The organism is Saprospiraceae bacterium (genome assembly GCA_016713025.1).
GTDB lineage: Bacteria > Bacteroidota > Bacteroidia > Chitinophagales > Saprospiraceae > OLB9.
Window position 1 is genome coordinate 527,867 of record JADJPZ010000003.1, and the last position, 23,774, is coordinate 551,640.

The window sequence follows — 23,774 nt, forward strand, 5'->3', positions numbered from 1 at the left end:
ACAAACAATACTTGAAAATGAAAAAGTTAATTATTTCATTAATTCTGATCATTTCAGTTTTTACTGAAAATTACGGACAATATTTTGGAAGGAACAAGCCAAGGTACAGAACTTTCGACTTCAAAGTAGTGGAAACGCCTCATTACAAAATTCACCATTACATGAAAAATCCGGAAATGGTGGGTTACCTTGCCAAAGTATCTGAACAATGGTATGACAATCACAAAAAAATATTCGGCAAAGATATACTCTTTAAAAATCCCATCATTTTTTATAATAATCATGCGGAATTTCAGCAGACAAATACCATAGGTGGTGATATAGGTATAGGTACTGGAGGTGTTACTGAAGCACTAAAAAACAGAGTAGTGATGCCGGTCACATTTTCTCTGCAGTCTACACATCATGTCTTGGTTCACGAGTTGGTTCATGCCTTCCAGTTCAACAATATACTCAATGGTGATTCCACTGCTATGCAAAATCTGGCCAATACTCCTCTTTGGATGATAGAAGGTATGGCTGAATACTTTTCTATAGGCAAAAAAGATCCTTTTACAGCTATGTGGATGCGGGATGCCATCATCAACAAAAACCTGCCGGAAATCAGTAAAATGAATAATTTTAAGTACTTCCCTTACAGGTATGGACACTCGCTACTGGCATTTTTGGGAGGATATTTTGGAGATGACAAGCTCAACAGAATGTTTGAAAGTACAGCAAAATATGGATTGGAGCTTGGATTTATTGATGCATTCGGGATGGACACAAAAACTATCAGCACCATGTGGCATGCTGCTCTTAATACACAATATAAACCTGTTCTGGCTGAACGTAAAGAAAAGCCGCGAGGCAAAAAACTCATTTCTGAAGAAAATGCCGGGAGAATGAATTTGTCTCCGGCATTGAGCCCAAATGGAAAGTATGTTATATTCCTGTCAGAAAAAGATGTTTTTAATACCGACCTTTATCTCGCTGATGCCACAAAGGGCAAGATTTTGAACAAAGTCACCAGTTTGTCTCAATCCGGGGACCTCGACTACATCAATGCGCTTGAGTCATCAGGAGCCTGGTCGCCCAATGGTAAGGATTTTGCCTTCATAGGCATCAAAAAAGGAAAAAATGTATTGGTCATAAAGGATGCAGATACCGGCAAAACTTTAAGAACCATCAATGTGCCCAATCTTGATGCCTTTGTCAATCCTGTATACCATCCCAATGGCAAAGAAGTCGTAGTCACCGGGATGATGGAAGGTCAGCCTGATCTGTATGTCATCAAACTTCAATCTCAGAAAGCTACCAGACTTACCAACGATATTTATAGTGAGAATATGGCTAGTTTTTCTTCTGATGGAAGTAAACTCATATTCAGTTATGATAAAAATAGTATCGTCAACGGCAGATACAAAGGTAAGTATACATATGACATTGCCGAAATGGATTATCCGGGCGGAACCATTAAGATATATGATTTCTTCAACGGTGTAGACAATATTAATCCTGTCTTTGATCATCAGGACAATTTCTATTTTGTAAGTGACCGGGATGGAATGCGCAATCTGTACAAATATGACAGGTCAGGTGCCAAAGTGTATCAAATGACGGATCTTCTGACAGGTATCAGTGGTATCAGTGGTATATCACCAGCCATCAGAGCCAGTTCAAAAAGGACAGGGTACTTTATACTCACTATTTTGATAGCAAATACACGATATATGAAGCATCATCTGATGAGCTGTTGAATAAAGAAATAACTGATACCCGCACTATAGATCAAACATTGGGAATGCTCCCGGTCTCTAATGTTCAAAGCATTGATATCGTAGATAATAGCTTTGCTAAGGCAGACAATGACCTTAAAAAAATCAAACCAAACACTAAAAACATAGCATACAGTCCAAATTTCAAATTGGACTACATAGGAGGTGGCGCCGGAGTTGGTGCAGGAGTCAATAATAACAACTTCAGAAATGCAGTAGGTCTGCAAGGTGGTGTGGACATGCTCTTTGGTGATCTTCTGGGCAATCATCAGCTGTACTCCCAACTCGCTCTCAATGGTGAGATCCTGGATATGGGTGGCATGGTCAGCTATATCAACAGAAAAAATCAATTGGCATGGGGCCTTGGCTTGAGCCATGTTCCTCTAAGGACAGGGTATCAGGATTTTTCGCAATCGACAATAGATGATGGCAGAGGTAATATATTTCCTGCACTTAAAGCAACCACCAATCTTATCAGAATATTTGACCAGGGACTAAATGTTTTTGCTCATTACCCGTTTTCAACAACATTACGGCTTGAAGGTGGTGTAGCCGGTACTTTCAGGAGCTTCAGATGGGATGAATACAATGATTACTATGTTGGCGATCAGTTCAGGGGATATCAGCTATTCGCATCTGACAGAACGAGGATACCTACAGAAGATCAGTTAGTGCTTGACAGATATTATACTATTCAAAAAGGAACAGGTGCTAATGCCAATGTGGCATTTGTAGGAGATAATTCCTTTTTCGGGCTGACAGCACCACTCGCCGGCCATCGTTTTAGGGTAAGTGTGGAGCAGTTTATAGGCAATGATAATTATACCGGCTTTCTGGTGGACGGCAGGAAATATTTCTGGATGAAACCTGTAAGTATAGCGGTCCGGAGCACCAATTATTTCAGATGGGAAAAAGAGGTAAACAGCGTGTACCCATTGTTTTTAGGAAATATGGGTTTTGTAAGAGGTCTCGGATCCATACTCAATAATGATGTAGAGTCTCTTGGCCTTACCTTCAGCCAATTAGTAGGTTCAAAAATGGCCTTGGGAAGCGTTGAAGTAAGGTTACCGTTTACCGGACCCAAAAGGCTTTCACTGATACCTTCTTCATTTTTACTTACAGATTTAAATGTGTTTGTCGACGGTGGTGTCGTCTTTGATAGCTTTAATGACTTTTCAGAAGGCAAACCGTATGATTTTATATCCAGAGACGAAAAAGGCAATATCATACTTGACTCTTCAGGAAGGCCATTCTATGAAACCAGAACAGCCAAACCTACATTTATTACCACCGTAGGGGCATCATTGAGAATCAATCTTTTCGGGGCATTGATTATTGAGCCATATTATGCTATGCCGCTACTTCAGGGATCCAGATTTAGATTTGGTATCAATCTTATACCGGGATGGTAATAAACATTGGTATCAGATTTGTGTTATATACTTCTACAGGACGACAAAGTAAGAAATGACAAATATACTTAAGATACTTTTTTTGGTTTTCGTATCACTTTTGTATTCTAATGAAGGTTTTGCTCAGCAAAAGTACAGACTGGCTGTAGAATATTACAACTCCGGTGAATATGAGAAAGCAGCTCAGATATACGAATCATTGTACAAGGAAAATCCCAAAAATAAGTCCTATTTCAATTGGTATATTCAGTGTCTTATCGATCTGCGGTCATATGAAAAAGCAACACAGATCATACAAAATGAAATAAAAAACTCACCTTCTGATGTGTCTCTGTTTGTTGCATATGGCAATCTTCTCGAAAGGCAAGGCCAGCATGAAAAAGCCAAAACAGAATATCGCAAAGCCATCGACAAACTTGATCCCGATCCGGGAAATATTGCAAACCTGGCATCATCATTTACCAACCTGGCCAAATATGATCTTGCGATTGAAACATATCTGAAAGGTGAAAAAATCTCCAATGTCCAAAATCTGTACGTCTACAATCTTGCAGATCTCTACCGAAGACAAGGAGATGTAAAAAACATGATCAAGTACTACCTTATTACCGCAGAAAAAGAACCATCCAGTATCAATATTCAGACGAGTCTGCAGAGATTTTTGTCCGTTGCTGATTATGATGAATTGCAAAAGCAGTTATATCAAAAAATACAGGAAAAAACGACTATACCTCATTATGGAGAGCTACTCCAGTGGACTTTCACTCAAAAGAAAGAATACGATAAAGCACTGCGACAAGCAAGAGCTTTGGACAGACAGTTTGAAGAAAATGGAAATCGAGTTTTTAATCTTGCCGATGTAGCATTCAAAGATAAAGATTACAATACCGCCATCGAAGCCTACCAATATATTGTAAATACTCATGGCAGGAATACGAGCTATTACCTTGACTCCAAACGAGGATTGTTAAATAGTAAAAAAGCTAAAGTGACAGAATCCTTCAATTATTCGAAGGAAGATCTGTTGGCTCTGAAAGCCGAATACAACTCATTTCTCGAAGAAATGGGAAGAAACACGCAGACCGCACCACTCATGCAGGAGTTTGCTGAATTTGAAGCACTTTATGTCAATGAGCTCGATACCGCCATCATGATTCTGGAAGAAATGAAGGAGTTTGGGGGCTTGTCGCCCGAAGCCATAGCCCGAGCTAAACTATCCTTGGGTGATTATTATCTGATGAGTGGAGACAGATGGGAAGCAAGTCTCCTATTCAGTCAGGTAGACAAAGACTTTAAAGAAGGCCAGGTGGGAGAAAATGCGAGATATAGAAATGCCAAACTATCATACTATGCCGGAGATTTTGAATGGGCACAGGAACAGTTTAATATCCTGAAAGGCGCCACTTCCAAACTCATATCCAATGACGCCATCGACATGTCCGTCTTTATCCTGGATAATCTGGGTATGGATACTACTGAAGTTACACTGCAGATGTTTGCACAGGCCGATCTTCTGGCTTTTCAGAACAAATATACAGAAGCACTTCAAAAGCTCGACTCTATCATCATCATTTTTCCGGACCACAGCCTCGAAGATGATATCCTGTACACCAAAGCGCAGATATTCAGAAAGTTGCGAAAAACTGACGATATGATCACGATGTATCAAACCATTATTGATAAATTTCCGGATGATATCAGAGCTGATAATGCACTATTTGAGCTGGCAGAGATATATGAAACAAAACTGAAAGAACCGGAAAAGGCAAAACCACTTTATGAAAAAATATTTGTGGACTATAGTGGCAGCACATTTGCCGCAGAAGCCCGTCAAAGATTCAGAATATTGAGAGGTGACGAGCTTTGAGAATGCTACATATGAATAAAAGTCACTATTTTGTATTTTTTTAGAATGAAAATACTATACAATATCACTATAAAAATAGAAACGGCCAGTCAACCGGAATGGTTGGAGTGGATGAAAAATGTTCATATCCCTGAGGTGATGGCTACAGGATGTTTTGAGTCATATAGGCTCACACGTATATTGGGAGATGATGATGAGCATGGTATCGGATATGCTGTCCAATACATAGCACCTGATATGCTTGCCTTTGAAAACTATCAGCAACGATATGCAAATGATCTGCAGAAAGCACATGCTGAAAGATACATTAATAAATACGTGGCTTTCAGAACACTCATGCAAATCGAAGCTGAAAACTACATTTTTGGCTGATGAAAGGCTACAGTCAGTGGTAAAACGATGCAAAAACTAGTTTCTTCATTGGGTTTTGATGACTTAACAAAAATCTTTCCCTTGTGATATTCTTCTACAATTCTTTTAGCAAGTGAGAGACCTAATCCCCATCCCCGCTTTTTTGTAGAATAGCCGGGATTAAATATGGATTTAAATTTTCCCGAGGGTATGCCATGTCCCGTGTCACTCAGTTCTATATATACATAGTTGTTCTGTTTATAGATCTTGCACCATATGCGGCCTTTACCATCCATGGCATCCAGAGAGTTTCTTACAAGGTTTTCTATCACCCATGCAAATAGATGCTTATTAATCATAGCAAAAATATCACTTTCGGGGCGAAAAAACTCAAACACTACTTTTCTTGGCGATCTTCTTTGCAAATATTCCTTTACTTCTTCCAGCTCCTCATAAATATTTGCTTGCTGAAGTACTGGTTCTGAGCCAATTTTTGAAAATCTGTCAGCTACAAGTTCAAGCCTTTCTACATCTTTATTAAGTTCATTGACCACATCAAGCTGGCCCGGATCATCTTTGAAGTGGTCACGCAGATACTCTATCCATCCGATGATGGCACTGATCGGTGTGCCGAGCTGATGTGCTGTCTCTTTGGCCATACCAGCCCACACCCTGTTTTGCTCAGCTCTCCTGGATGAACTGAATAAAAAATAACCCAGAGCGATATATAAACTCACCAATAGACCTTGTACCAGAGGAAATAACCTGATATAATCGAGCAAAGGAGAATTGAAATAGTAAATATATTTGGCGTATCCACCAGGACCATTTAAAGGCTGTTTGTCAGAAGCTAAAAATTCCTCCTTTTTTTTATTTAGGAACTTTTGATTTTGATTTTCATCATCATCGAAATTCATGCCTTCCAACAATCCGGTTTCATCCTCAGAAATCACTGGCAATGGGAATGATGCCTGTACTTCTGATGCCAGAGTCACATCATCACCGAAATTGTTGGTAGTGGCAAGCTCTGTTAAGGCTTTGATATAGAGGTTTATATTTTTTTCTTCATTTTCTCTCAGTTTCATAGCCAAAAAATTGGAATACAAGATTGTAGCCACCAGAATACCGGCGCCCAGAATCATTAAAATAATTTTCCAATAATTTGTCTTATTGAATAATGCCATCAATATCTAAACGTAAAAACTCCTTAACTTTGTATTATTACTGTATTTACAGAGCAAAAATGCAGCCAAAAAATGAATAAAGGAAGACAAAAGGAATTTTATAACAATTGAATGAAAAAATGATATGCCCAATATTTTTGTTCGATATTTTTATTACTCATCTGATGATAATGATTGAGGCAACATCAGCAAAAAGGACATTGATTTAGAATAATCCAGTAGTTCATATTCCAAACCCAATAATCGAATATTCTTGTAATATATTTGATGTTTGTTATAATAATTTTTTTCTGATTGAATGAGCCAGGCTTTTTCACCAAGTTTCTCTGCAAGAAACCATTTTTCAATTAATCTTGAAGTTCTGCCGTTTCCGTCATCGAATGGATGAATTTTGACAAAAACCAAATGCAGTAATGAAGCATAATAAAATATCTCCTGAACATTTAAATCAGCATTAAGAAGATACTCCAAATCAGTATAAAACTTGTCCAGTTCTGCATCAACCTTAAATGGGGAAACTGCTGCATATTCAATTCTTCCATCGCCGGTAATCACAAACATATTACTTGTTCGCACTTTTCCTTGTTTTTTTTTAGGTAAAATATGAGTTGTAATTATTCTATGTGCTTCCTCTATGTTTTTTTTAGTACACGTATGGTATTTTGCAAATTGATAAGCATCGTATAAGTCATCTATTTTTCTGGTGTAGTCCGGCAGAAACTTAATTCCAAATCTCTTATGTTTTATATAGCTGTCCAATTCAATTGGTTCGCCCTCAATTTTGGACGAAAACACAGCTGATACCGATGTATAAAAACTAAACGTGCTAATACTTAGTTCACTTTCCTGAAGTAATTCGTAATGCTTCAGATAAGTTGCTCCCACTTCTTTACAATAATCATTTAATAATACATCGTTTAAGATTTTGAACTTGGCCATTATTTAAGAATATGAAAAAATTACTAAAACAAGCTGAATGATGTTCCAATCATCCAGGTATTCATATCATGTGTCGAACTATCTTTAAATAGTTTTGACATGTTGTATCTGAATATCAGATCAAAACCTGATACATCCACTGCAAAATGAGTGCCGTACACCCAATTATTGAAATTATAGGCAGATCTTCGGTGTTCGTTAATTAACTCATTATTTATTTTTAGTGAGATTTTCTGAGATGAAGTTACTCTATAACCCAAATAACCTCCGGCATCAAATTTGACTTTTTTGCTCACCGCGATGGTCAATGATAGCGGAATATTGATATGTCCTGTATTTATGACAGGATGATCTTTAACTTCAGGAATCGCAATAAACTCAGGTTTGTTCTGACTATTTGTTACCAAACGAAGATCATTTTCAATTTTATAGGTGTTTTTTAAATAACCTATTCCATAATTCAGCGCAAATTTTGATTCTTTACCTCCTAATCTCGCTTTTCTCACCAAGGCAATATCCCAATACCATGATCCTCCTGTAGCAATCTCGGGAGAAAGGATACCCTGAGCAGGGTTTTTAGATTTTATGAGAGAATTGATCCCAAATTGAAACTTTATGCTTGTGTTAAATTTATTTTTAAAAGGCAGCATTTTTGAAAGTGCGGAACCGCTACTTTCTTTTTCATAATCTTCAAATTTGGGAGTTGGATTCATTTCAGTATTAGTTTTTTCTTCATTGGAGACTTCAGGGTCTTTTTCCGGCGTCTCTTGATTGGTGTCAGTGGACTGGTCTATGACCTCCGGAACCACTATCTTATTCACTTCATCTTCCAAAGATAAAGTAATCTCATCCATCTGATCAAGTAGTTGTACTATCTTGATCGAATCAGCATAATATCTCATTGATTGAGAGTACTCCTTGATCACAGAAAGGTAATATTTCATATTGTCCAGTTTGACCTGTGCATCACTCTGGCTGTAAGCAAATGTTGACATACATAAAAATGCAACCAATAAAATGTTTGATTTCTGACTCATGGTAATAGGGTTTTATTTTACTTAAAAATCTAAAATGATTGTTTGGAAAATCTAAGTTGATTTGATACTCTTTTGACTTCACATCATGAAACTGTGTCAAAAATAGGCTTTTTTGGAAAATATTGGTGATTATGTTTATTTATATTTTCGTTTGACCTAAGTAGCTGGAAGATCAGTGAATTGTGAGAACTATACCGACGAGAATTTATTTTTCTAAAGACGATGATACATATGCTTTATTATAGAAAATAATTCTAGTTAAGGCATCTTTATGAAATCTTTCCCTTGCAAGGGAACGATTCAGATAGGGTAAAAACAAAGAAAAATTCCTTATCTAAATGACATTGTATATAAAATCGAAAAATTCAATGGTGTGTATAACAAACTGAACAAATTCAAATTTTCTTCCTCGCTACCCTCATTCCCTGAAGAGCTTGTCAAGCTACGCTTGAGACGACCCGCCCAATTCAACCACGTTTTTACCGTCACTAAAGAAGAATACTGAAAAAGTGCAATTAGTTATTCACACAATTCATTGAGATGATTTTTGAATAAATGAGGATATTATTATCTTTGTATGCTAGTCGAGAGAATTTTGGATCGTCAGTTTTTATATTCATAAAAAAATAAGATAGGATTACAATTTTGTTTTAGAACATCACTTTATACAATATACCAAACAGAAAATTGATTACGAAAATTTACAATCATAATTATTTAATTTACAATACATTATGATTTATATTTTTCGCAGAATATTTTCTGTCTACAATAAAATACCCATCAAATGAATGATCAAGACAAAAAATTTAAAGAACTCTGGGAAAAAAGACAAGTTCAGGGACGTCTAAGATATGGACTGGTCAATGGTTCTTTTTTTGGCTTTATGGTATTTGTGATCATCAATCTGTTCAGTCTGAAAGAAAAGACATTTCAGGATGTTTATTTAACCTATCCGGCATTGTCACAACTGCTTACTATGATACTTGCCGGTATCATAGGCTACAGTACTCTGAAATGGTGGATGAATCAGAATATCTATAAGAAGATCATAGAAAGAGAGAAGAATTCTTTATAGTAATGGTTTCAAATAACCTTGGTTTAAAAGTCATTTTTAAAAGATTGATAATGCAGAAGAAAAAACAAATATTACCTTACTAAATATCATCAGGTGACGACAAATTCTAAATTGTTTGACAAATTTTAACTATGTTTAGAAATCCATTTTCAATTGAAGGTCGCATCAGAAGAACTGAATATGGTCTTACAATATTAATAATATATTCTTCTTATATGTTTGCTAGCCTTTTAATTGGCTTTACTCCTTTAGGAGCATTCATAATACACATTCTATTATTTTGGTTTAAATTAGCACAAGGAACCAAAAGATGTCACGATAGGGGAAACAGTGGCTGGTTTCAATTCATCCCATTTTATGGTTTATGGATGCTCTTTGGAGATAGTGACTATGGTATTAATAAATATGGACCCAATCCAAAAGGAGTAGGAAATATTGTGCGAAACACAAAGTGGTAATTCAGTGGTTAATCAATGTTTATTTTGGTTGACATTAAAGAGTTTTGAAGTATATACTTACAATAGAGTACTGACCAAACTACATATGTTTACTTGCAGCCCTGCGCAATCTGTCATTGATGGCCACACCAAGATCTGTTTCGGGGAGCAATTCTGCATAGATCACATCCAGATCACAATTATCCAGATACCGCATACCGGCAAATAAGTTGCGCGCTGCATCCATATAGTTGCCCGATGGTGATAGTACGACCTGATGTTTTGTGGTGATATGGGGAAGAAAATTCCTTAATGTGATCACACCAGTCTTTTCTTGATGAGCTCCAATAGTAAGCTTATTTAAATCTCCCAGGATCAGTGGCACTTTGGGCGCATAGTGGCTTATCAGCATACCGGGAGCTTCAGGATTTGATGTAGAAATATCCCTTACATGGACTTGCCCTACACAGTCTTCGATGTTTTCAACAGATAGTCCTCCTTTTCGGAGTATTTCGACGCCACCTTTATCGTCCATGCCTACAATCGTGCTTTCTACTCCTACTTCACAAGGACCGCCGTCAAGTATATAGTACACTTTACTTCCCAACTGGTCGGCTACATGTTGTGCAGTAGTCGGGCTGATATACCCAAAAGGATTAGCACTTGGTGCTGCTAAAGGAAAATCAAGTTTTGAAAGCAATTCTCGGGTAACAGGATGAGCGGGTATCCTTACAGCAACATAAGCTGATCCTGATGTCACCAGATCGGGAATGATATCTTTTTTCTTCAACAGAAAAGTGATGGGACCCGGAGTAAATCTCTCAGCAAGTTTTCTCAATGGTTCCGGAACTTCTTCGACATATTCATATACCCTACTGAAATCATACAGATGAATGATCAATGGATCAAACGAAGGCCTTTGTTTGATATGGTAAATCCTGGCTACGGCCCTTGTGTCGAGCGCATTGGCAGCCAGTCCATATACTGTCTCAGTAGGGATGGCCACCGCTTCTCCTTTTTTAAGCAATGAAGCGGCAATATCTATATTATGTCCTATAAAAGCATTTTCATACATAGTGCAAAATTACATCAATTTTTACTATAATGACTTAAATATTTCAATTTAAATTAATATGTTTTGAAAATGGTTAGGCTGCTCACTAAATTTTATTGGGTCATTTTTTTAACAATTGTGGTTATTTCAAGAGGCTTTAAACCCCTTGGGAACTGAACTTTTCCTTTTAAATGAAGATATACCTAAATAAATACTATGTTTTTAAAATTTTCTTTAATAACAATTTGAATGTCTGATGGCAAAGCTATGTGATCATCATGCATTGATAATCAGAGAAACACAACTTTAAAAAAACCATTTTAACAATAAACTGTTAGAAATTCTAACAGGTTTCCCAGTTTTTTCTCTGATTATTGGTTTTTTAGTTTACCTTTACACATTATTTATTTTCATTATATGACTTTAAGGCATTATTTATTTATTTTATCTTTTTTGACTGCTATTACATTCGTTACTGCACAACAAAATCTTATATCTGCAAAAACCCATATCAATCAAAAGGCAAAGTTCTGGGGTCTTGATAAAGATGATTATGAAGATATATTTGTAAGCTCAGAAGCCGTCAGTGAAAAAGGCATCACGTATATGTATCTCAATCAGGCTTACAAGGGTATACCTATACGCAACACCATGATGACAGTGATCATGGATCAGCATGGCAAAGTGGTTTCTGATGCACATAATCTGGTAGCTCAAATCGGTAAAAAGATCAATACACTAAAGCCCGCAGTAACACCTGCGGCAGCAATTATCAATAGTGCAGCTCATCTTGGGATACGGATTAAAGAAACTCCGGTTTCAGGTAGCAGATCAAGTGACAGAATACAATCATATACCCTACCTGAATTGTCCAAATCGCCTATACCTGCTCAACTGAAATATGAACTGGTAGATGACAAACTTGTATTGGTATGGAACCTCAACATTGATATGGCCAATTCTGCCGATTATTGGGATATGAACATCGATGCTGTCAGCGGTGAGTTTGTTTCAAAATACAACTATACATTATATTGCAAACATCATGATCATGCATATGCGAGACACGATGATTGTGGTATCAAAACGTTCAGAAAAATAAACAATACTCAACAATCTGTGTCAGAAATTCTTTCAGGGACAGCAGCAAAATACAATGTATTTAAATTGCCTGCCGAAAGCCCTAAACACAGTGGGCGAAGTATGGCGTCTGATGATGTTTATCCATCTGCTTCTCCATTCGGTTGGCATGATACCAATGGGATCGATGGACCCGAGCATACCATCACCCGAGGCAACAATGTATATGCTTATGAGGATAAAAATGATGATAATCAGTCAGATGGAAATGAACCCAACGGCGGCCAGTCACTTGTTTTTGATTATCCATTTAATATCAACAATGATCCCAGGCAAAGTAATCACGCTGCCGTGACCAACCTCTTTTATATGTGCAATATGATGCATGATGTTACTTTTTTAGCGGGATTCAATGAGGAGTTTGGAAATTTTCAATCAAAAAATTACACAGGTAAAGCAGATGGAAATGATTTTGTACAGGCTCAGGCATTTGATGGTATCACACTGCATGAAGAAAAAAAAGACACAGTTGCCGGACAACCTACAAAAATCAACAATGCCAATTTTTCGACACCAAGTGATGGTGGATCAGGCACAATGCAGATGTATTTTTGGGAAAATCAGGGAGGATCAGTGTCTATTGATGCTCCTGAACAATTGAAAGGCTTTGTTTCTGAATATGGAGCCGCCAGTTTTGGAAAAGTGATACCAAACTCAAACGAAATCCCTATCAGCGGAAATTTGGTAAATTATAAAGATGGGAGTGCCAATGCAACTCAGGGATGTTTTGTATCTGTCAATAGTAATGACATCAAAGGCAAAATAGCTTTGATTGATCGGGGAACTTGTAATTTTTCGACAAAAGTGCTGAATGCCCAAAAGGCCGGTGCCATTGCTGCTATCATTTGCAATATTTCAGGCGTAAATGGTGGAAATGGAGAAGAATTATCTACTATGAGTGGTGGTACTGATGCCGGCTCTGTCACAATACCATCTGTATTTTTCAAAAAATCAGATTGCGACCGCATCAGGGTTGCTCTCTCAAATGGAGCTACAGTGACAGTAACTTTTCAGCAGAGAGAAAGAGTTGGCGCAGCTTTTCTGGACGGATCACTTGATAATGGTATCATAGCGCACGAGTATGCTCATGGTATATCCAACAGGCTCACCGGAGGGCGATTTAATACATCATGTCTCACCAATGACGAACAAATGGGAGAGGGATGGAGTGACTTTTTTGCTTTGGTGATGACACATGAGCCAGGTGATAAGGGGCAGGACAGAAGAGGTATCGGAACCTACGCTTCAGCACAGGACATCACCGGTGGTGGAATCAGAAGATTTCCTTACTCCACTGATATGAATGTCAACCCACAGACCTTTCATTCTGCAAAAGGTACTAAAAGACCAGGTCCCGGATGCAATGGTTGCCACGCTCTGGGAGAGATATGGGCCGATGTATTATGGGATATGTACTGGGCTTTTGTTGATAAATATGGCTACGACGCTGATTGGAAAAATCAAAATTCAGGAAATTTTAAGGCAATGTTTCTGGTGATGGAAGGCATGAAGATACAGCCGTGTAATCCGGGATTTATGGATGGCAGAAATGCCATCATTAAAGCCGATGAAATTCATTTCAACTCAACTCATAAATGTATGCTTTGGAATGTTTTTGCACGTCGGGGATTCGGATATTTTGCGGATGGCGGTAGTAAAAATGACCGTGATGATGGCAGCGAAAATTTTGAATCCTTGCCTACCTGTATTGAAAAGTTAAAAATCAGAAAAAATATTTCGGCATCCGTCAATCCTGGAGGCGATGCCACTGTAGAACTAGTGGTTGTCAATCATATCCCGGCACGTCAAAATAATGTCATCATCACTGATCAGCTGGAAAATGGAATGACATACGTAAACGGATCATCTCCCATAGTACCTGAAATATCAGGAAATGTACTTACTTTCAAACTTGGCGAAATGGATTATGATAAAGAAATAAAGATTTCATACAAGGTCAAAGCCAGTAAGGACAATAAATCCGTAAGAATGTCAATCCAAAACTTTGATCGTGATTTCAACTGGGACATACAAAAAAATGAAGGAAATGAAGATTGGCTTCCCAACAATGATATATACCGAAGTCCGCAAACTTCGCTGCATATCATCAATGAGGTCGGGGATTCAGATGCTTCATTAGTTTCAGAAAAATTTGAAATCAAAGGAAAAAACCCGGCGGTCAGATTCTGGCATAGATACAATACTCAATTCGGCAATGATGGTGGTTTTGTGGAGATAAGTGTAAATAACGGGCCGTTCGTCCCTGTAAATAAAGAGAAATTTATACGAAACGGGTACACTGGTCCATTGGCTTGGGCAACCATAGCGATACCATCTTTGCAAGCATTTTCAGGCAATTCCGGTGGAAACTGGACCGGTACCAATCTGAATAATGGACCATGGATTGATTCATATATTGACCTGTCAGAATACAGTGGTAAGACAGTAATTTTCAGATTCAGGTTTGCAAGTGACGCCAGCGTAAAAGCCAACGGCGATGTGACCGGTTGGTTTATTGACGATTTTGAAATAATTGATATTTTTAAATACAACACATCGGCATGTATCACAGGCAACAATGGAACAGGAGAAAAATCCTGCACTCCTACCATACAAACACTTGTAAATACAGAAGATGCCGTCAGTCCTGCTGATGATTTTAACGAAGATTTATTAAGTTTCAAGCTCAGACCTAATCCTGCTGAAGATTATGTGGTCTTTTCAGCTAAAACAAATACAACTATACAATCCAGTATCACAATTTTATCTCCTGAAGGCCGTGTCATGATGGAAAGTAACGTTTTGCTTGACAACAGTCTGAGATTTTATCCACTGGACATCAGCACAATACCAGCAGGATTCTATCTTGTAAAATTACAGTCCGGCAATCATGTGAGTACACAAAAACTAATAGTGAAGTAGTCAATATCTGATTTACATCGAAATAAAGACTACATTTTCTATCTTTAAATATCATCCGTTTTCTATGGCGGACGCAAAAAGATTTATTTTGACTATTAACTAAGGATTATACTTCTAATGGGTGATCTGTATATTATCCTGTGGGACCATAACAGCAATAATATTATAACTTCATATCGTCTCCCCAAGCCTTCATGCTTTTCCGGCCACCCTTCATCAAAACTTAGACAATATAATACACTTTAATCCGTGTAAATTTTATATTTTTACAACAAATACTTTAAATCACACTCCAATGAAATACTTTTTGCTTTTTGCATTACTAATTCTTCAATTTTCTTCCTTCTCTCAAGACAAACCAAAATGGGACATAAACAATCCTCCCGGAAACTTTAAGGACGTTACTTTTACTACCAATGAGGGGACATGGATGAATGTCGATGTGAGTCCCGACGGAAGCATGATTGCATTTGATATGCTGGGAGATATTTACACCATCCCGATTTCCGGTGGTACTGCAACTGCAATTCGAACAGGTCTTGCGTGGGAGGTACAACCCAGATGGAGTCCTGACGGAAAAAAGATATTGTTTACCAGTGATTCAGCAGGTGGGGACAATATATTTTACATGGATCCCGATGGCAAAAATGTCAAACAAATAACCAAAGAAAGTTTCAGGCTCCTTAACAATGCTATATGGATGCCCGATGGTCAGTACATCATAGCCAGGAAACATTTTACTTCAGGCAGATCCCTTGGGGCGGGCGAAATGTGGATGTATCATATTTCAGGAGGCGATGGAATTCAACTTACCAAAAGGAAAAATGATCAGCAAGATGTAAACGAACCATCAATGTCTCCCGATGGTAAAATGTTATACTTCAGTGAAGATGTCTATCCAGGTGGATATTTTCAGTACAATAAAGATCCAAATAGCGAGATATTTGTGATCAATAGCTACAATATGGAAAACGGGGAAATCAAAAGAGTGACAGGAGGACCTGGCGGTGCTTGCAGGCCACAAATTTCAAATAAAGGTGACAAAATTGCATATGTAAGAAGGGTGCGAGAGAAATCTGTTTTATATATTTATGACATTGCCACAGCCAGAGAATGGCCGATTTATGATCAATTAAGTAAAGATCAGCAAGAAGCATGGACTATTTTTGGTATTTATACAGGGTTCGACTGGATGCCTGATGATAATGAAATCATAATATGGGCTAAAGGAAAAATCCAAAGAGTCAGCATTGAAAGTAAAAAAGCAATGGATATCCCATTTACTGTAAACGCCAAACATCGGCTCATGGAAACAGTGCAATTTGAAAATAAAGCTTTTGATGATCAATTTGAAGTGAAAGTCTTAAGAAATGTTGTCACGTCTCCGGATGAAAGTAAAATTGTATTCAGCGCATTAGGAGGTCTTTATGTCTCACAAAATGGTGGTACTCCTGAAAGACTTACAGATGGAACGGACTTCGAAGCTGAACCACAGTTTAATGCAAAAGGAGATCAGATAGTCTATGTGACCTGGAATGATGAAAGCCTTGGTAAAATTCAGGTTTACAATTTTGCTACTAAAAAATCAACCTCCATCACTAAGGATCCAGCCATTTACAGAACACCATCTTTTTCTCCGGCTGGAAATCAAATGGTATATCGAAAAGAAGGTGGTAATGGTCATCAGGGTTATCAGTACAATACAAATTCAGGTATTTACACCTGTAATGTAAGCGGTGAAAAACCTGAACTTATCACACAGGAAGGAGAAAAGCCCACTTTTTCATATGACGGTAACGACATTTATTATACAACCGGTGGATTTTTATTTGGTTCGGTATCCAAAGCTTTCAAAAAGTATAACCTGAAAACTAAAAAGTCCGAAATTGTTTTTAATACAAGCTATACTACCAATTTTGTAGCTAGTCCGGACAACAAATGGATAGCGTTTACAGAATTGTATAAAGTATATATTGCTCCCATGCCCAAAACAGGTCAACCCATTGGACTTTCTGCAAAAACCAAAATGGTACCAGTGGCACAGGTTGCCCGAGATGCCGGTATCAACCTGCATTGGTCGGCAGATAGTAAATCATTACATTGGACATTGGGCAATGAATATTTTACAGAAAGTCTGAGCAGAAGATTTCTCTTTCTGGAAGGTTCCCTTGATACCATACCTCCTATCGATACTTCAGGAACCAAAATCAATCTGACCATAAAATCAGACAAGCCCAAAGGTAAAATAGCCTTTAAAAATGCCAATATCATCACGATGGAAAATGACAGAGTCATCAAAAACGGCGTTGTAGTGATTGAGGAAAACATCATCAAATATGTTGGACCGGCTTCAGGGTTTAAATTGGATAATCAAACCAAAGTATATGACTTGAAAGGAAAAACCATCATGCCCGGGCTGATAGACGTTCATGCTCATCTTGGCGCCTTCAGAGATGGTATCAGCCCTCAAAAGCATTGGGAATACTATGCTAATCTGGCGTACGGCGTGACCACTACCCATGATCCTTCCGTCAATAGTGAAATCACATTTGCTCAGTCAGAAATGGTAAAAGCCGGAACACTCACTGGTCCAAGAATTTATTCTACAGGAACTATACTGTATGGTGCCGATGGAGACTTCAAAGCGGAAATCAACAGTCTTGAAGACGCAAAATCAGCTCTGAGAAGGACCAAAGCTTTCGGTGCATTTTCGGTAAAGTCCTATAACCAACCTCGCCGTGAACAACGTCAGCAAGTGATAGAAGCTGCACGTCAGTTAGGTATCAGGGTAGTACCGGAAGGAGGATCGTTTTTTTACCACAATCTAAGTATGGTGGCTGACGGGCATACCAGTGTTGAGCATAATATACCAGTGGCTCCGCTATACAAAGATGTTGTCAGTTTCTGGTCACATACGAAGACAAGTAATACACCAACCCTCATTGTCAATTATGGCGGACTTACCGGAGAATATTATTGGTACCAAAATACCGAAGTTTGGAAAAAAGAAAAATTGCTGAAATTTACACCAAGATCAATTATTGACTCTAGGTCAAGGCACCGAACTATGGTGCCACAAGAAGAATACGAAAACGGCCATATTCTGACATCAAAATCATGTAAAAAACTGGCAGATGCCGGTGTCAACATCAATCTTGGTGCTCACGGGCAGTTGCAGGGACTGGGAGTGCATTGGGAGCTTTGGATGTTGCAGCAAGGTGGTATGACCAACTTTCAGGCACTTAAAAGTGCCACCGTCAATGGTGCTGAACTCTTAGGAATGCAACACCAGATAGGGACACTCAAAGCAGGAAAACTTGCTGACCTGATCGTCATTGATGGAAATCCGCTTGAAGACATCCGAAAATCAGAAAATGTGGTTTATACCATGATCAATGGTCGCCTGTATGACACGGACACAATGAATGAAATCGGCAATTCAGATAAAAAGCGCACTAAATTTTACTGGGAAATGGATGGTAGTGGGCTGAATTACCCTTTCTATCAGGAGACCAATAGTTTTATGGGCATAAGATGTGCCTGTGGATTGTAACAGAGACCGAGATACAGTATATTAGGTAGTTTTAGCTTATCTCCAATTCTCACTATATTCGGGTGTATCCCAAAATTGCACTGTATTATTTTAATTTTTAAGTTTCGGATTTAGTGGGTTATCCTAGATGTAATAGACAAAATTAATGTTAATAAAGGCTGAAAGCCTTATAAACATTAGCTTTGCGTCAAAATAATGTACTACCATGATTGTCCGGGATATGCCCTTTGCATATACTGCATTTCTGCAAGTATAAAACCCAGATATTCTGTATGAAGTCCGGTTTTCCCTCCTTTTTTTGAAAAATACTTGACAGGGCCGGTCAGTGTAGCTTCTTGCAACGTCCTATTAAATTTAGAAAGAGCTTTTACTTTTACATTGTCCAAATGCGGAAAGATTAAATGAGCAGTGCAGTAATTTTCATATGTTGTAGGTGTAAACAGTTCATCCATATAGGAAATCATATTATTGAGAGCGTTTTGCATTTTGTCATGACTTTCTTCCGTTCCGTCACCCAATCTGATGACCCATTCAGAAGAAAAAGAAAGATGGTAGGCTGCCTCTTTGATACTTTTTTTGGCAATTGCAGCTAATCGTGCGTCCGCACTTTCTGTCATTCCTTCCAGCAGGTAATAGTGATAACAATCGAAGATACATTGTCTCATCATCGTATCCGCCCAGTTGCCATTAGGTTGTTCAACCAACAGTGCATTTTTAAAATTGCGTTCATACCTCAACATTGGATAATCATCTTCATTTTTGCCTTCTATCTCAGCAAGATACTGATAATAACCGCGTGCTTCACCTATGACATCAAGAGCTATATTAGTAAGTGCAATATCCTGCTCAAGGACAGGTCCGTGTCCGCACCACTCTCCTAGCCTTTGACCGAGCACCATTAGATTATCGGCCATCATGAGCATAACATCTTTTACTTCCTGCTGCATATTACATGTGTTTTAGTTCGTCAGGTAATTCATAAAAAGTAGGATGGCGATATATTTTGTCATGTGCCGGATCAAAGAGTGCTTCTTTATCATCGGGATTAGACGCAGTGATGTTTTTGGATTCTACTACCCAAATGCTTATACCCTCATTTCGGCGGGTATATACATCGCGTGCATTTTGGATAGCCATATGAGCATCGGCGGCATGGAGGCTACCCATATGTTTGTGACTGAGTCCATTTTTGGACCGGATGAATACTTCAAAGAGTGGCCAATCTTTCATGATACTTTGGTTTTAGTTTGAATTCTAATCATTACAGTCTATTGGTTTTGTGAATATTGTCCCTGAATCATTTATAGACACAAGATAACAGATATTATTTTCGTCTGTGAGAATTAATCCATATCCACTATTTTCAATCAGCATATCTCCTTCTTGTTGTTGGACATGGTTACCTGAAATCGAAGCAAGCAATGAAGTTTTCAATTCCCCAGCTTTACCTATCGATATCTTCCATAAAGCGTGATCAGGTGATTTGGTGATGATACCCTTTTGTGAAAAGTTTAAATTTAAGCTACTGTTTACAATCTTTGTGCTTCCTGTACTTGCACTGGCTATTTGAGACGCAGATATGATTCCTTCGTTGCTTACATTGATTTTATATTTTGTATTATTAGGACTTGTTAGTATTACACTACTATTAGTGGTATTAAAATAGATGTCCGCATTAATATTTATTTGATTTTCGGCAGGTAAGAGGCCTGAAGCCTGATTTACCATTGATGATAATAAAAATAAATAAGCTGATTGATAGTAAATGCCGTTTTCAGTCACGCTCCATGAGTTTTGGGGCCATCCGGTATTCCATTCTTTGTATGATTTTAATGGAGGCTGATTAGATGGTGGGTTTGTGATATTACAGAGATTATTGTTTGCAGCACTACCACACCCTGAAGGACAGCAACCATCCAAACTCCATCCTGGGTTAGGTCCGCCAGGAATAAATCCCGGCGCCGGGCCATATGTAGAAGTTCTGACATCATCCCAAAGTGGACTACCATGGTTAAACCATCCGTGGTAGATAGTATTTACAGATCTGTCTGCTCCTAAACCTGACATTTTTGTAAGGTAAGTAAGAGCATTGGGGTTTACACCATGCATATAATGAATATAATGACTCATAGTTTTTTCAGCCAAACCGTTGTTTGCAGCATCGAGATTAAAATGATGATAGGCTTGGTATAAGTTGCCATGATTACATTTGATTCCATTGCTACCCCAGCCAATGTTTTGTGTTTCTAAGTGAGCCTTGTACGCATCCAGATCATTAGCCTGAGCTGGAAAATTGTGCGTATAATTATTCATGGAATTTCTGAAAGCATTTTTTATATTGTTTGCAACCATTGTACTGACACCTTTCAAATGACTATAATGAAGCAAACTCAATTGAATCACATTTTCGAAAGGATAAACAAAGCCCCATTGCAATAAATGAGCATTATTATAATTACTTTCGACATATGTTTTGTAAGTATTGTCACCAGTCAAGTCATAAAGGTAGACTGCTGCGGCAAGTTTTCTCATGTCTCTTTCATAATTATCTACTTCTTGCTCACCTGCAGCAAGAGTGTCAGCAGTATTAAAGTAATTTATATTTGAATTGCTAATGGACCATGTCCATGCTTGGATGGCTTTAGTTTGGAGAGTTGTGGCATAGGATTGCGCAGTGGGATGATCTATTTTTTTAAATTGTTTGGAAGCAAAGGCGAAGGATGCAGCTGTAGTCAATGATGCGGCTGTGGTTTTAGTACCATAATATCTAGTAGCATTGTCAGCTGATGGAGGCGATGCTGACGTATGATTCTGGACACCTACCACACAAAAAACACCACCATCGGTATCTTGCATTTTGATAAACCAATCCAACTCATATTTGATCTCATCGAGTAAATCAGGAATACCATTGCCGGATTCGGGTATATTCATATTATCGTTTGCCCAAGCTTGTGGATTGATTTCATATGACCAAAGCAAATCGTTGATGGGTTTGTACGCAAAGTTCACGTATTTGTTATAATCACCTGCATCATGCCACCCACCAGCCATATTTTTGTACAATGAAGTATTATTTTTGTCCTTGATAAATCTACAGGAGGCATCTTGGGCATGACAAACTCCATCGGTATAACCCGGTAAAGCATAAGGAGCGACCTTTGCCACACCACATCTTTGATAATAAAATGTCTTGAAAGCTGTCTTTAAAATGTCATCATATATATCAGCCTTGATTTCAAAATCTTCTGATCGGATATCGCCACTATTTCCATCAGCGACATGATAAGTCCCAGGTGTATTGAACGCACTAAAATCAAATCTCCATACTCTGTCTCCACTCTGACTATGGGTAGCCCCACTTGCCCACACTACAGGCGCACCAGAAAATACGACTTGCAAGGTATTTGAGTTTTTCACAACTATAGTTGAAGCAGGTGTATAACTGTCCGCGCTATTGTAACCAGTTTGAGGATCAGATAGTATGGCAATTTTTTCGTCAGTGGGCTTGTAACCAAATTGGTCAATTTTGATCAAAGGTACATAAAGTTCGTTTATCGCGCGATTCACTGCCGCCACAGCGTCTATCCTACCATATCCATAGGTATTATTAGGTATAGAAGTGCCTGGTATGCCATTACATGATTGAGTATTTGAAGTAAGATTTACGGCTGTTTGCTCTATTATATTTTCGATTTTATCGACTTCACCTGCCAAAGTCGGATTGGCTGAGATGATCAATGCTACCAGACCTGCGACATGAGGACCAGCCATGCTTGTGCCGCTTGAACTGCCATAACCATTATTGCGAATGGCAGACCTGACGCTAACGCCAGGTGCACTGACATTGGGCTTGATCCTGTTTGAACCATCAACAGTAACGGACCCTCTACTGCTAAACCCAGCGATCTCATCTGCACTATTGGTTGCACCTACGCTAAAACTATTTTCAAAAATGGCAGAAGGATCATTTACACTTCCGCAGGATGAACCCGAATTGCCGGCGGACACAACAACAACACAGCCGGCTAGTTTCAGATTATCGACAGCAATCCTCATGATATTATATACTGAGGTATCACATCCCTCTACCGGCGGACATCCCCATGAATTGTTGATAACGTGAGGCATTTTAGTAGGATCACCAGTGGTGGAAAGACTATCCAAAGCATAAGGAGCCAAAAACCATTCAAAACATTCAAGATATGTTGATGGTCGTCCATAACCATTTTCCATATTGCGGCAACCTATCCATTTGGCTCCAGGTGCGACACCTATTTGATTTCCCATACTATCATTGCCTACCATCGTACCCATGGTGTGTGTCCCGTGGTTGTGATCGTCACAAGGCTGTCTGCTGTCAAAACCACAGCTATTTACACCCGAACTCAAAGGAATATCTTCTCTGATGGCATCATGCCAGTTGTAGTTGTGGTCAGGGGATGTCACATTCCATCCTCGGTATTTTTTTTTCAATGTATTGTGCATCCAGTCATATCCTGTATCCTGGCCTCCGATAACTACATTCTGTCCGGTATATCCCAAGTCCCACACAGTAGGGGCACCTATCTTATCTACATTCCATTCAATGCCTCTATTGCCTGATTTATTTCTTTCTGGTTCAATCAAATTATTGACAAGCACTGCTCCATCCAGCAAAACTCTGTCTACAGAAGTTAAAACAGCAATAGAATCAATGAGTGATTTTTTTGCTTTAAGCGTGATCATATTGACCATATAGTAACTTCTGAAAGATACTCCTTTAGATTGAAGTAAATTTTTAACTTCTACCTGGGTTATGACAGCTGTATCTTTTAGCCTGTTAAAAACAAAATTAGCTTTTTGGTCTTTTCCACTGACAGATTTTGCCCCTTTTACATCAGCTTGAGCAGAAAGGACTACTATTACATTCTGAGTTACATTAGGATTTGCATTGATCAATCGAAGATCTATTTTATTGATGATCTGAGCATCCAGATGTATGAAAATCATGGATGAAAATAAAAAAATTGCTAAAATGTATTTTCTAAGTACTCGTAACAT

The 23,774-nt window shown here is 38.3% G+C and carries 15 protein-coding genes; 8 read left to right on the forward strand and 7 right to left on the reverse strand.

Annotated elements, in window-relative coordinates:
* Nucleotides 1-17: 17 nt before the first annotated feature.
* The 4 genes from IPK35_05110 to IPK35_05125 are packed head-to-tail and all read left to right on the forward strand — an operon-like array spanning nt 18 to nt 5,408.
* Complete coding sequence (locus tag IPK35_05110; protein MBK8052660.1) at nt 18-1,739, forward strand: PD40 domain-containing protein; 1,722 nt, start codon at nt 18-20, stop codon at nt 1,737-1,739.
* Entirely contained in the window at nt 1,736-3,169 is a 1,434-nt protein-coding gene (locus IPK35_05115; protein ID MBK8052661.1) for a hypothetical protein, read from the forward strand. Before IPK35_05110 ends, IPK35_05115 begins: the two co-directional genes overlap by 4 nt.
* Nucleotides 3,170-3,224: 55 nt before the next feature.
* Nucleotides 3,225-5,036 carry a tetratricopeptide repeat protein gene (locus tag IPK35_05120; GenBank protein MBK8052662.1) on the forward strand — a complete coding sequence of 604 codons (1,812 nt, stop codon included), beginning with the start codon at nt 3,225-3,227 and terminating at the stop codon, nt 5,034-5,036.
* 45 nt (nt 5,037-5,081) lie between these two features.
* A complete protein-coding gene (locus tag IPK35_05125) occupies nt 5,082-5,408 on the forward strand; it encodes a DUF4286 family protein (protein MBK8052663.1) in 327 nt (108 codons plus the stop codon).
* Here the strand turns inward: IPK35_05125 and IPK35_05130 are convergent.
* The 3 genes from IPK35_05130 to IPK35_05140 form a co-directional block, all read right to left on the reverse strand.
* On the reverse strand, nt 5,393-6,472 hold the full coding sequence (locus IPK35_05130; GenBank protein MBK8052664.1) for a HAMP domain-containing histidine kinase: 1,080 nt from the start codon (nt 6,470-6,472) through the stop codon (nt 5,393-5,395). The genes IPK35_05125 and IPK35_05130 overlap by 16 nt on opposite strands.
* Before the next feature lie 252 nt (nt 6,473-6,724).
* The gene (locus IPK35_05135) at nt 6,725-7,510 is read right to left on the reverse strand and encodes a Fic family protein (protein ID MBK8052665.1); all 786 of its coding nucleotides are present in this window, start codon (nt 7,508-7,510) and stop codon (nt 6,725-6,727) included.
* A 23-nt stretch (nt 7,511-7,533) separates the two neighbouring features.
* On the reverse strand, nt 7,534-8,547 hold the full coding sequence (locus tag IPK35_05140; protein MBK8052666.1) for an outer membrane beta-barrel protein: 1,014 nt from the start codon (nt 8,545-8,547) through the stop codon (nt 7,534-7,536).
* 787 nt (nt 8,548-9,334) lie between these two features.
* Between IPK35_05140 and IPK35_05145 the strand changes: the two genes are divergently transcribed.
* Together IPK35_05145 and IPK35_05150 are read left to right on the forward strand one after the other, a co-directional pair.
* On the forward strand, nt 9,335-9,625 hold the full coding sequence (locus IPK35_05145) for a hypothetical protein (GenBank protein MBK8052667.1): 291 nt from the start codon (nt 9,335-9,337) through the stop codon (nt 9,623-9,625).
* Between the two features lie 131 nt (nt 9,626-9,756).
* Nucleotides 9,757-10,083 (forward strand): DUF805 domain-containing protein, encoded by a 327-nt coding sequence (locus tag IPK35_05150; GenBank protein ID MBK8052668.1) that lies wholly within the window; start codon nt 9,757-9,759, stop codon nt 10,081-10,083.
* A 79-nt stretch (nt 10,084-10,162) separates the two neighbouring features.
* Here IPK35_05150 and IPK35_05155 read toward each other — a convergent pair whose 3' ends face one another.
* Nucleotides 10,163-11,137 (reverse strand): threonylcarbamoyl-AMP synthase, encoded by a 975-nt coding sequence (locus tag IPK35_05155; protein ID MBK8052669.1) that lies wholly within the window; start codon nt 11,135-11,137, stop codon nt 10,163-10,165.
* 432 nt (nt 11,138-11,569) lie between these two features.
* On the opposite strand from IPK35_05155, the gene IPK35_05160 reads away from it, so the two are divergent.
* Nucleotides 11,570-15,178 carry a M36 family metallopeptidase gene (locus IPK35_05160; GenBank protein ID MBK8052670.1) on the forward strand — a complete coding sequence of 1,203 codons (3,609 nt, stop codon included), beginning with the start codon at nt 11,570-11,572 and terminating at the stop codon, nt 15,176-15,178.
* 295 nt (nt 15,179-15,473) lie between these two features.
* A complete protein-coding gene (locus tag IPK35_05165; protein MBK8052671.1) occupies nt 15,474-18,731 on the forward strand; it encodes an amidohydrolase family protein in 3,258 nt (1,085 codons plus the stop codon).
* Nucleotides 18,732-18,931: 200 nt separating this feature from the next.
* Here the strand turns inward: IPK35_05165 and paaC are convergent, their stop codons facing one another.
* From paaC to IPK35_05180, 3 genes are read right to left on the reverse strand one after another with little or no spacing between them, the layout of a single operon-like run.
* Complete coding sequence (gene paaC, locus IPK35_05170) at nt 18,932-19,678, reverse strand: phenylacetate-CoA oxygenase subunit PaaC (GenBank protein ID MBK8052672.1); 747 nt, start codon at nt 19,676-19,678, stop codon at nt 18,932-18,934.
* A 1-nt stretch (nt 19,679) separates the two neighbouring features.
* On the reverse strand, nt 19,680-19,961 hold the full coding sequence (paaB, locus tag IPK35_05175; protein MBK8052673.1) for a 1,2-phenylacetyl-CoA epoxidase subunit B: 282 nt from the start codon (nt 19,959-19,961) through the stop codon (nt 19,680-19,682).
* A gap of 24 nt (nt 19,962-19,985) precedes the next feature.
* Nucleotides 19,986-23,774, reverse strand: coding sequence for a glycoside hydrolase family 9 protein (locus IPK35_05180; GenBank protein ID MBK8052674.1), 3,789 nt, complete (start codon nt 23,772-23,774; stop codon nt 19,986-19,988).

Coding starts and splice junctions, on each gene's coding strand:
- IPK35_05140 (MBK8052666.1), bottom strand. CDS start 8,547: ATGAGTCAGAAATCAAACATTTTATTGGTTGCATTTTTATGTATGTCA.
- IPK35_05150 (MBK8052668.1), top strand. CDS start 9,757: ATGTTTAGAAATCCATTTTCAATTGAAGGTCGCATCAGAAGAACTGAA.
- IPK35_05120 (MBK8052662.1), top strand. CDS start 3,225: ATGACAAATATACTTAAGATACTTTTTTTGGTTTTCGTATCACTTTTG.
- IPK35_05130 (MBK8052664.1), bottom strand. CDS start 6,472: ATGAAACTGAGAGAAAATGAAGAAAAAAATATAAACCTCTATATCAAA.
- paaB (MBK8052673.1), bottom strand. CDS start 19,961: ATGAAAGATTGGCCACTCTTTGAAGTATTCATCCGGTCCAAAAATGGA.
- paaC (MBK8052672.1), bottom strand. CDS start 19,678: ATGCAGCAGGAAGTAAAAGATGTTATGCTCATGATGGCCGATAATCTA.
- IPK35_05125 (MBK8052663.1), top strand. CDS start 5,082: ATGAAAATACTATACAATATCACTATAAAAATAGAAACGGCCAGTCAA.
- IPK35_05180 (MBK8052674.1), bottom strand. CDS start 23,774: ATGTTACGAGTACTTAGAAAATACATTTTAGCAATTTTTTTATTTTCA.
- IPK35_05155 (MBK8052669.1), bottom strand. CDS start 11,137: ATGTATGAAAATGCTTTTATAGGACATAATATAGATATTGCCGCTTCA.
- IPK35_05110 (MBK8052660.1), top strand. CDS start 18: ATGAAAAAGTTAATTATTTCATTAATTCTGATCATTTCAGTTTTTACT.
- IPK35_05135 (MBK8052665.1), bottom strand. CDS start 7,510: ATGGCCAAGTTCAAAATCTTAAACGATGTATTATTAAATGATTATTGT.
- IPK35_05145 (MBK8052667.1), top strand. CDS start 9,335: ATGAATGATCAAGACAAAAAATTTAAAGAACTCTGGGAAAAAAGACAA.
- IPK35_05165 (MBK8052671.1), top strand. CDS start 15,474: ATGAAATACTTTTTGCTTTTTGCATTACTAATTCTTCAATTTTCTTCC.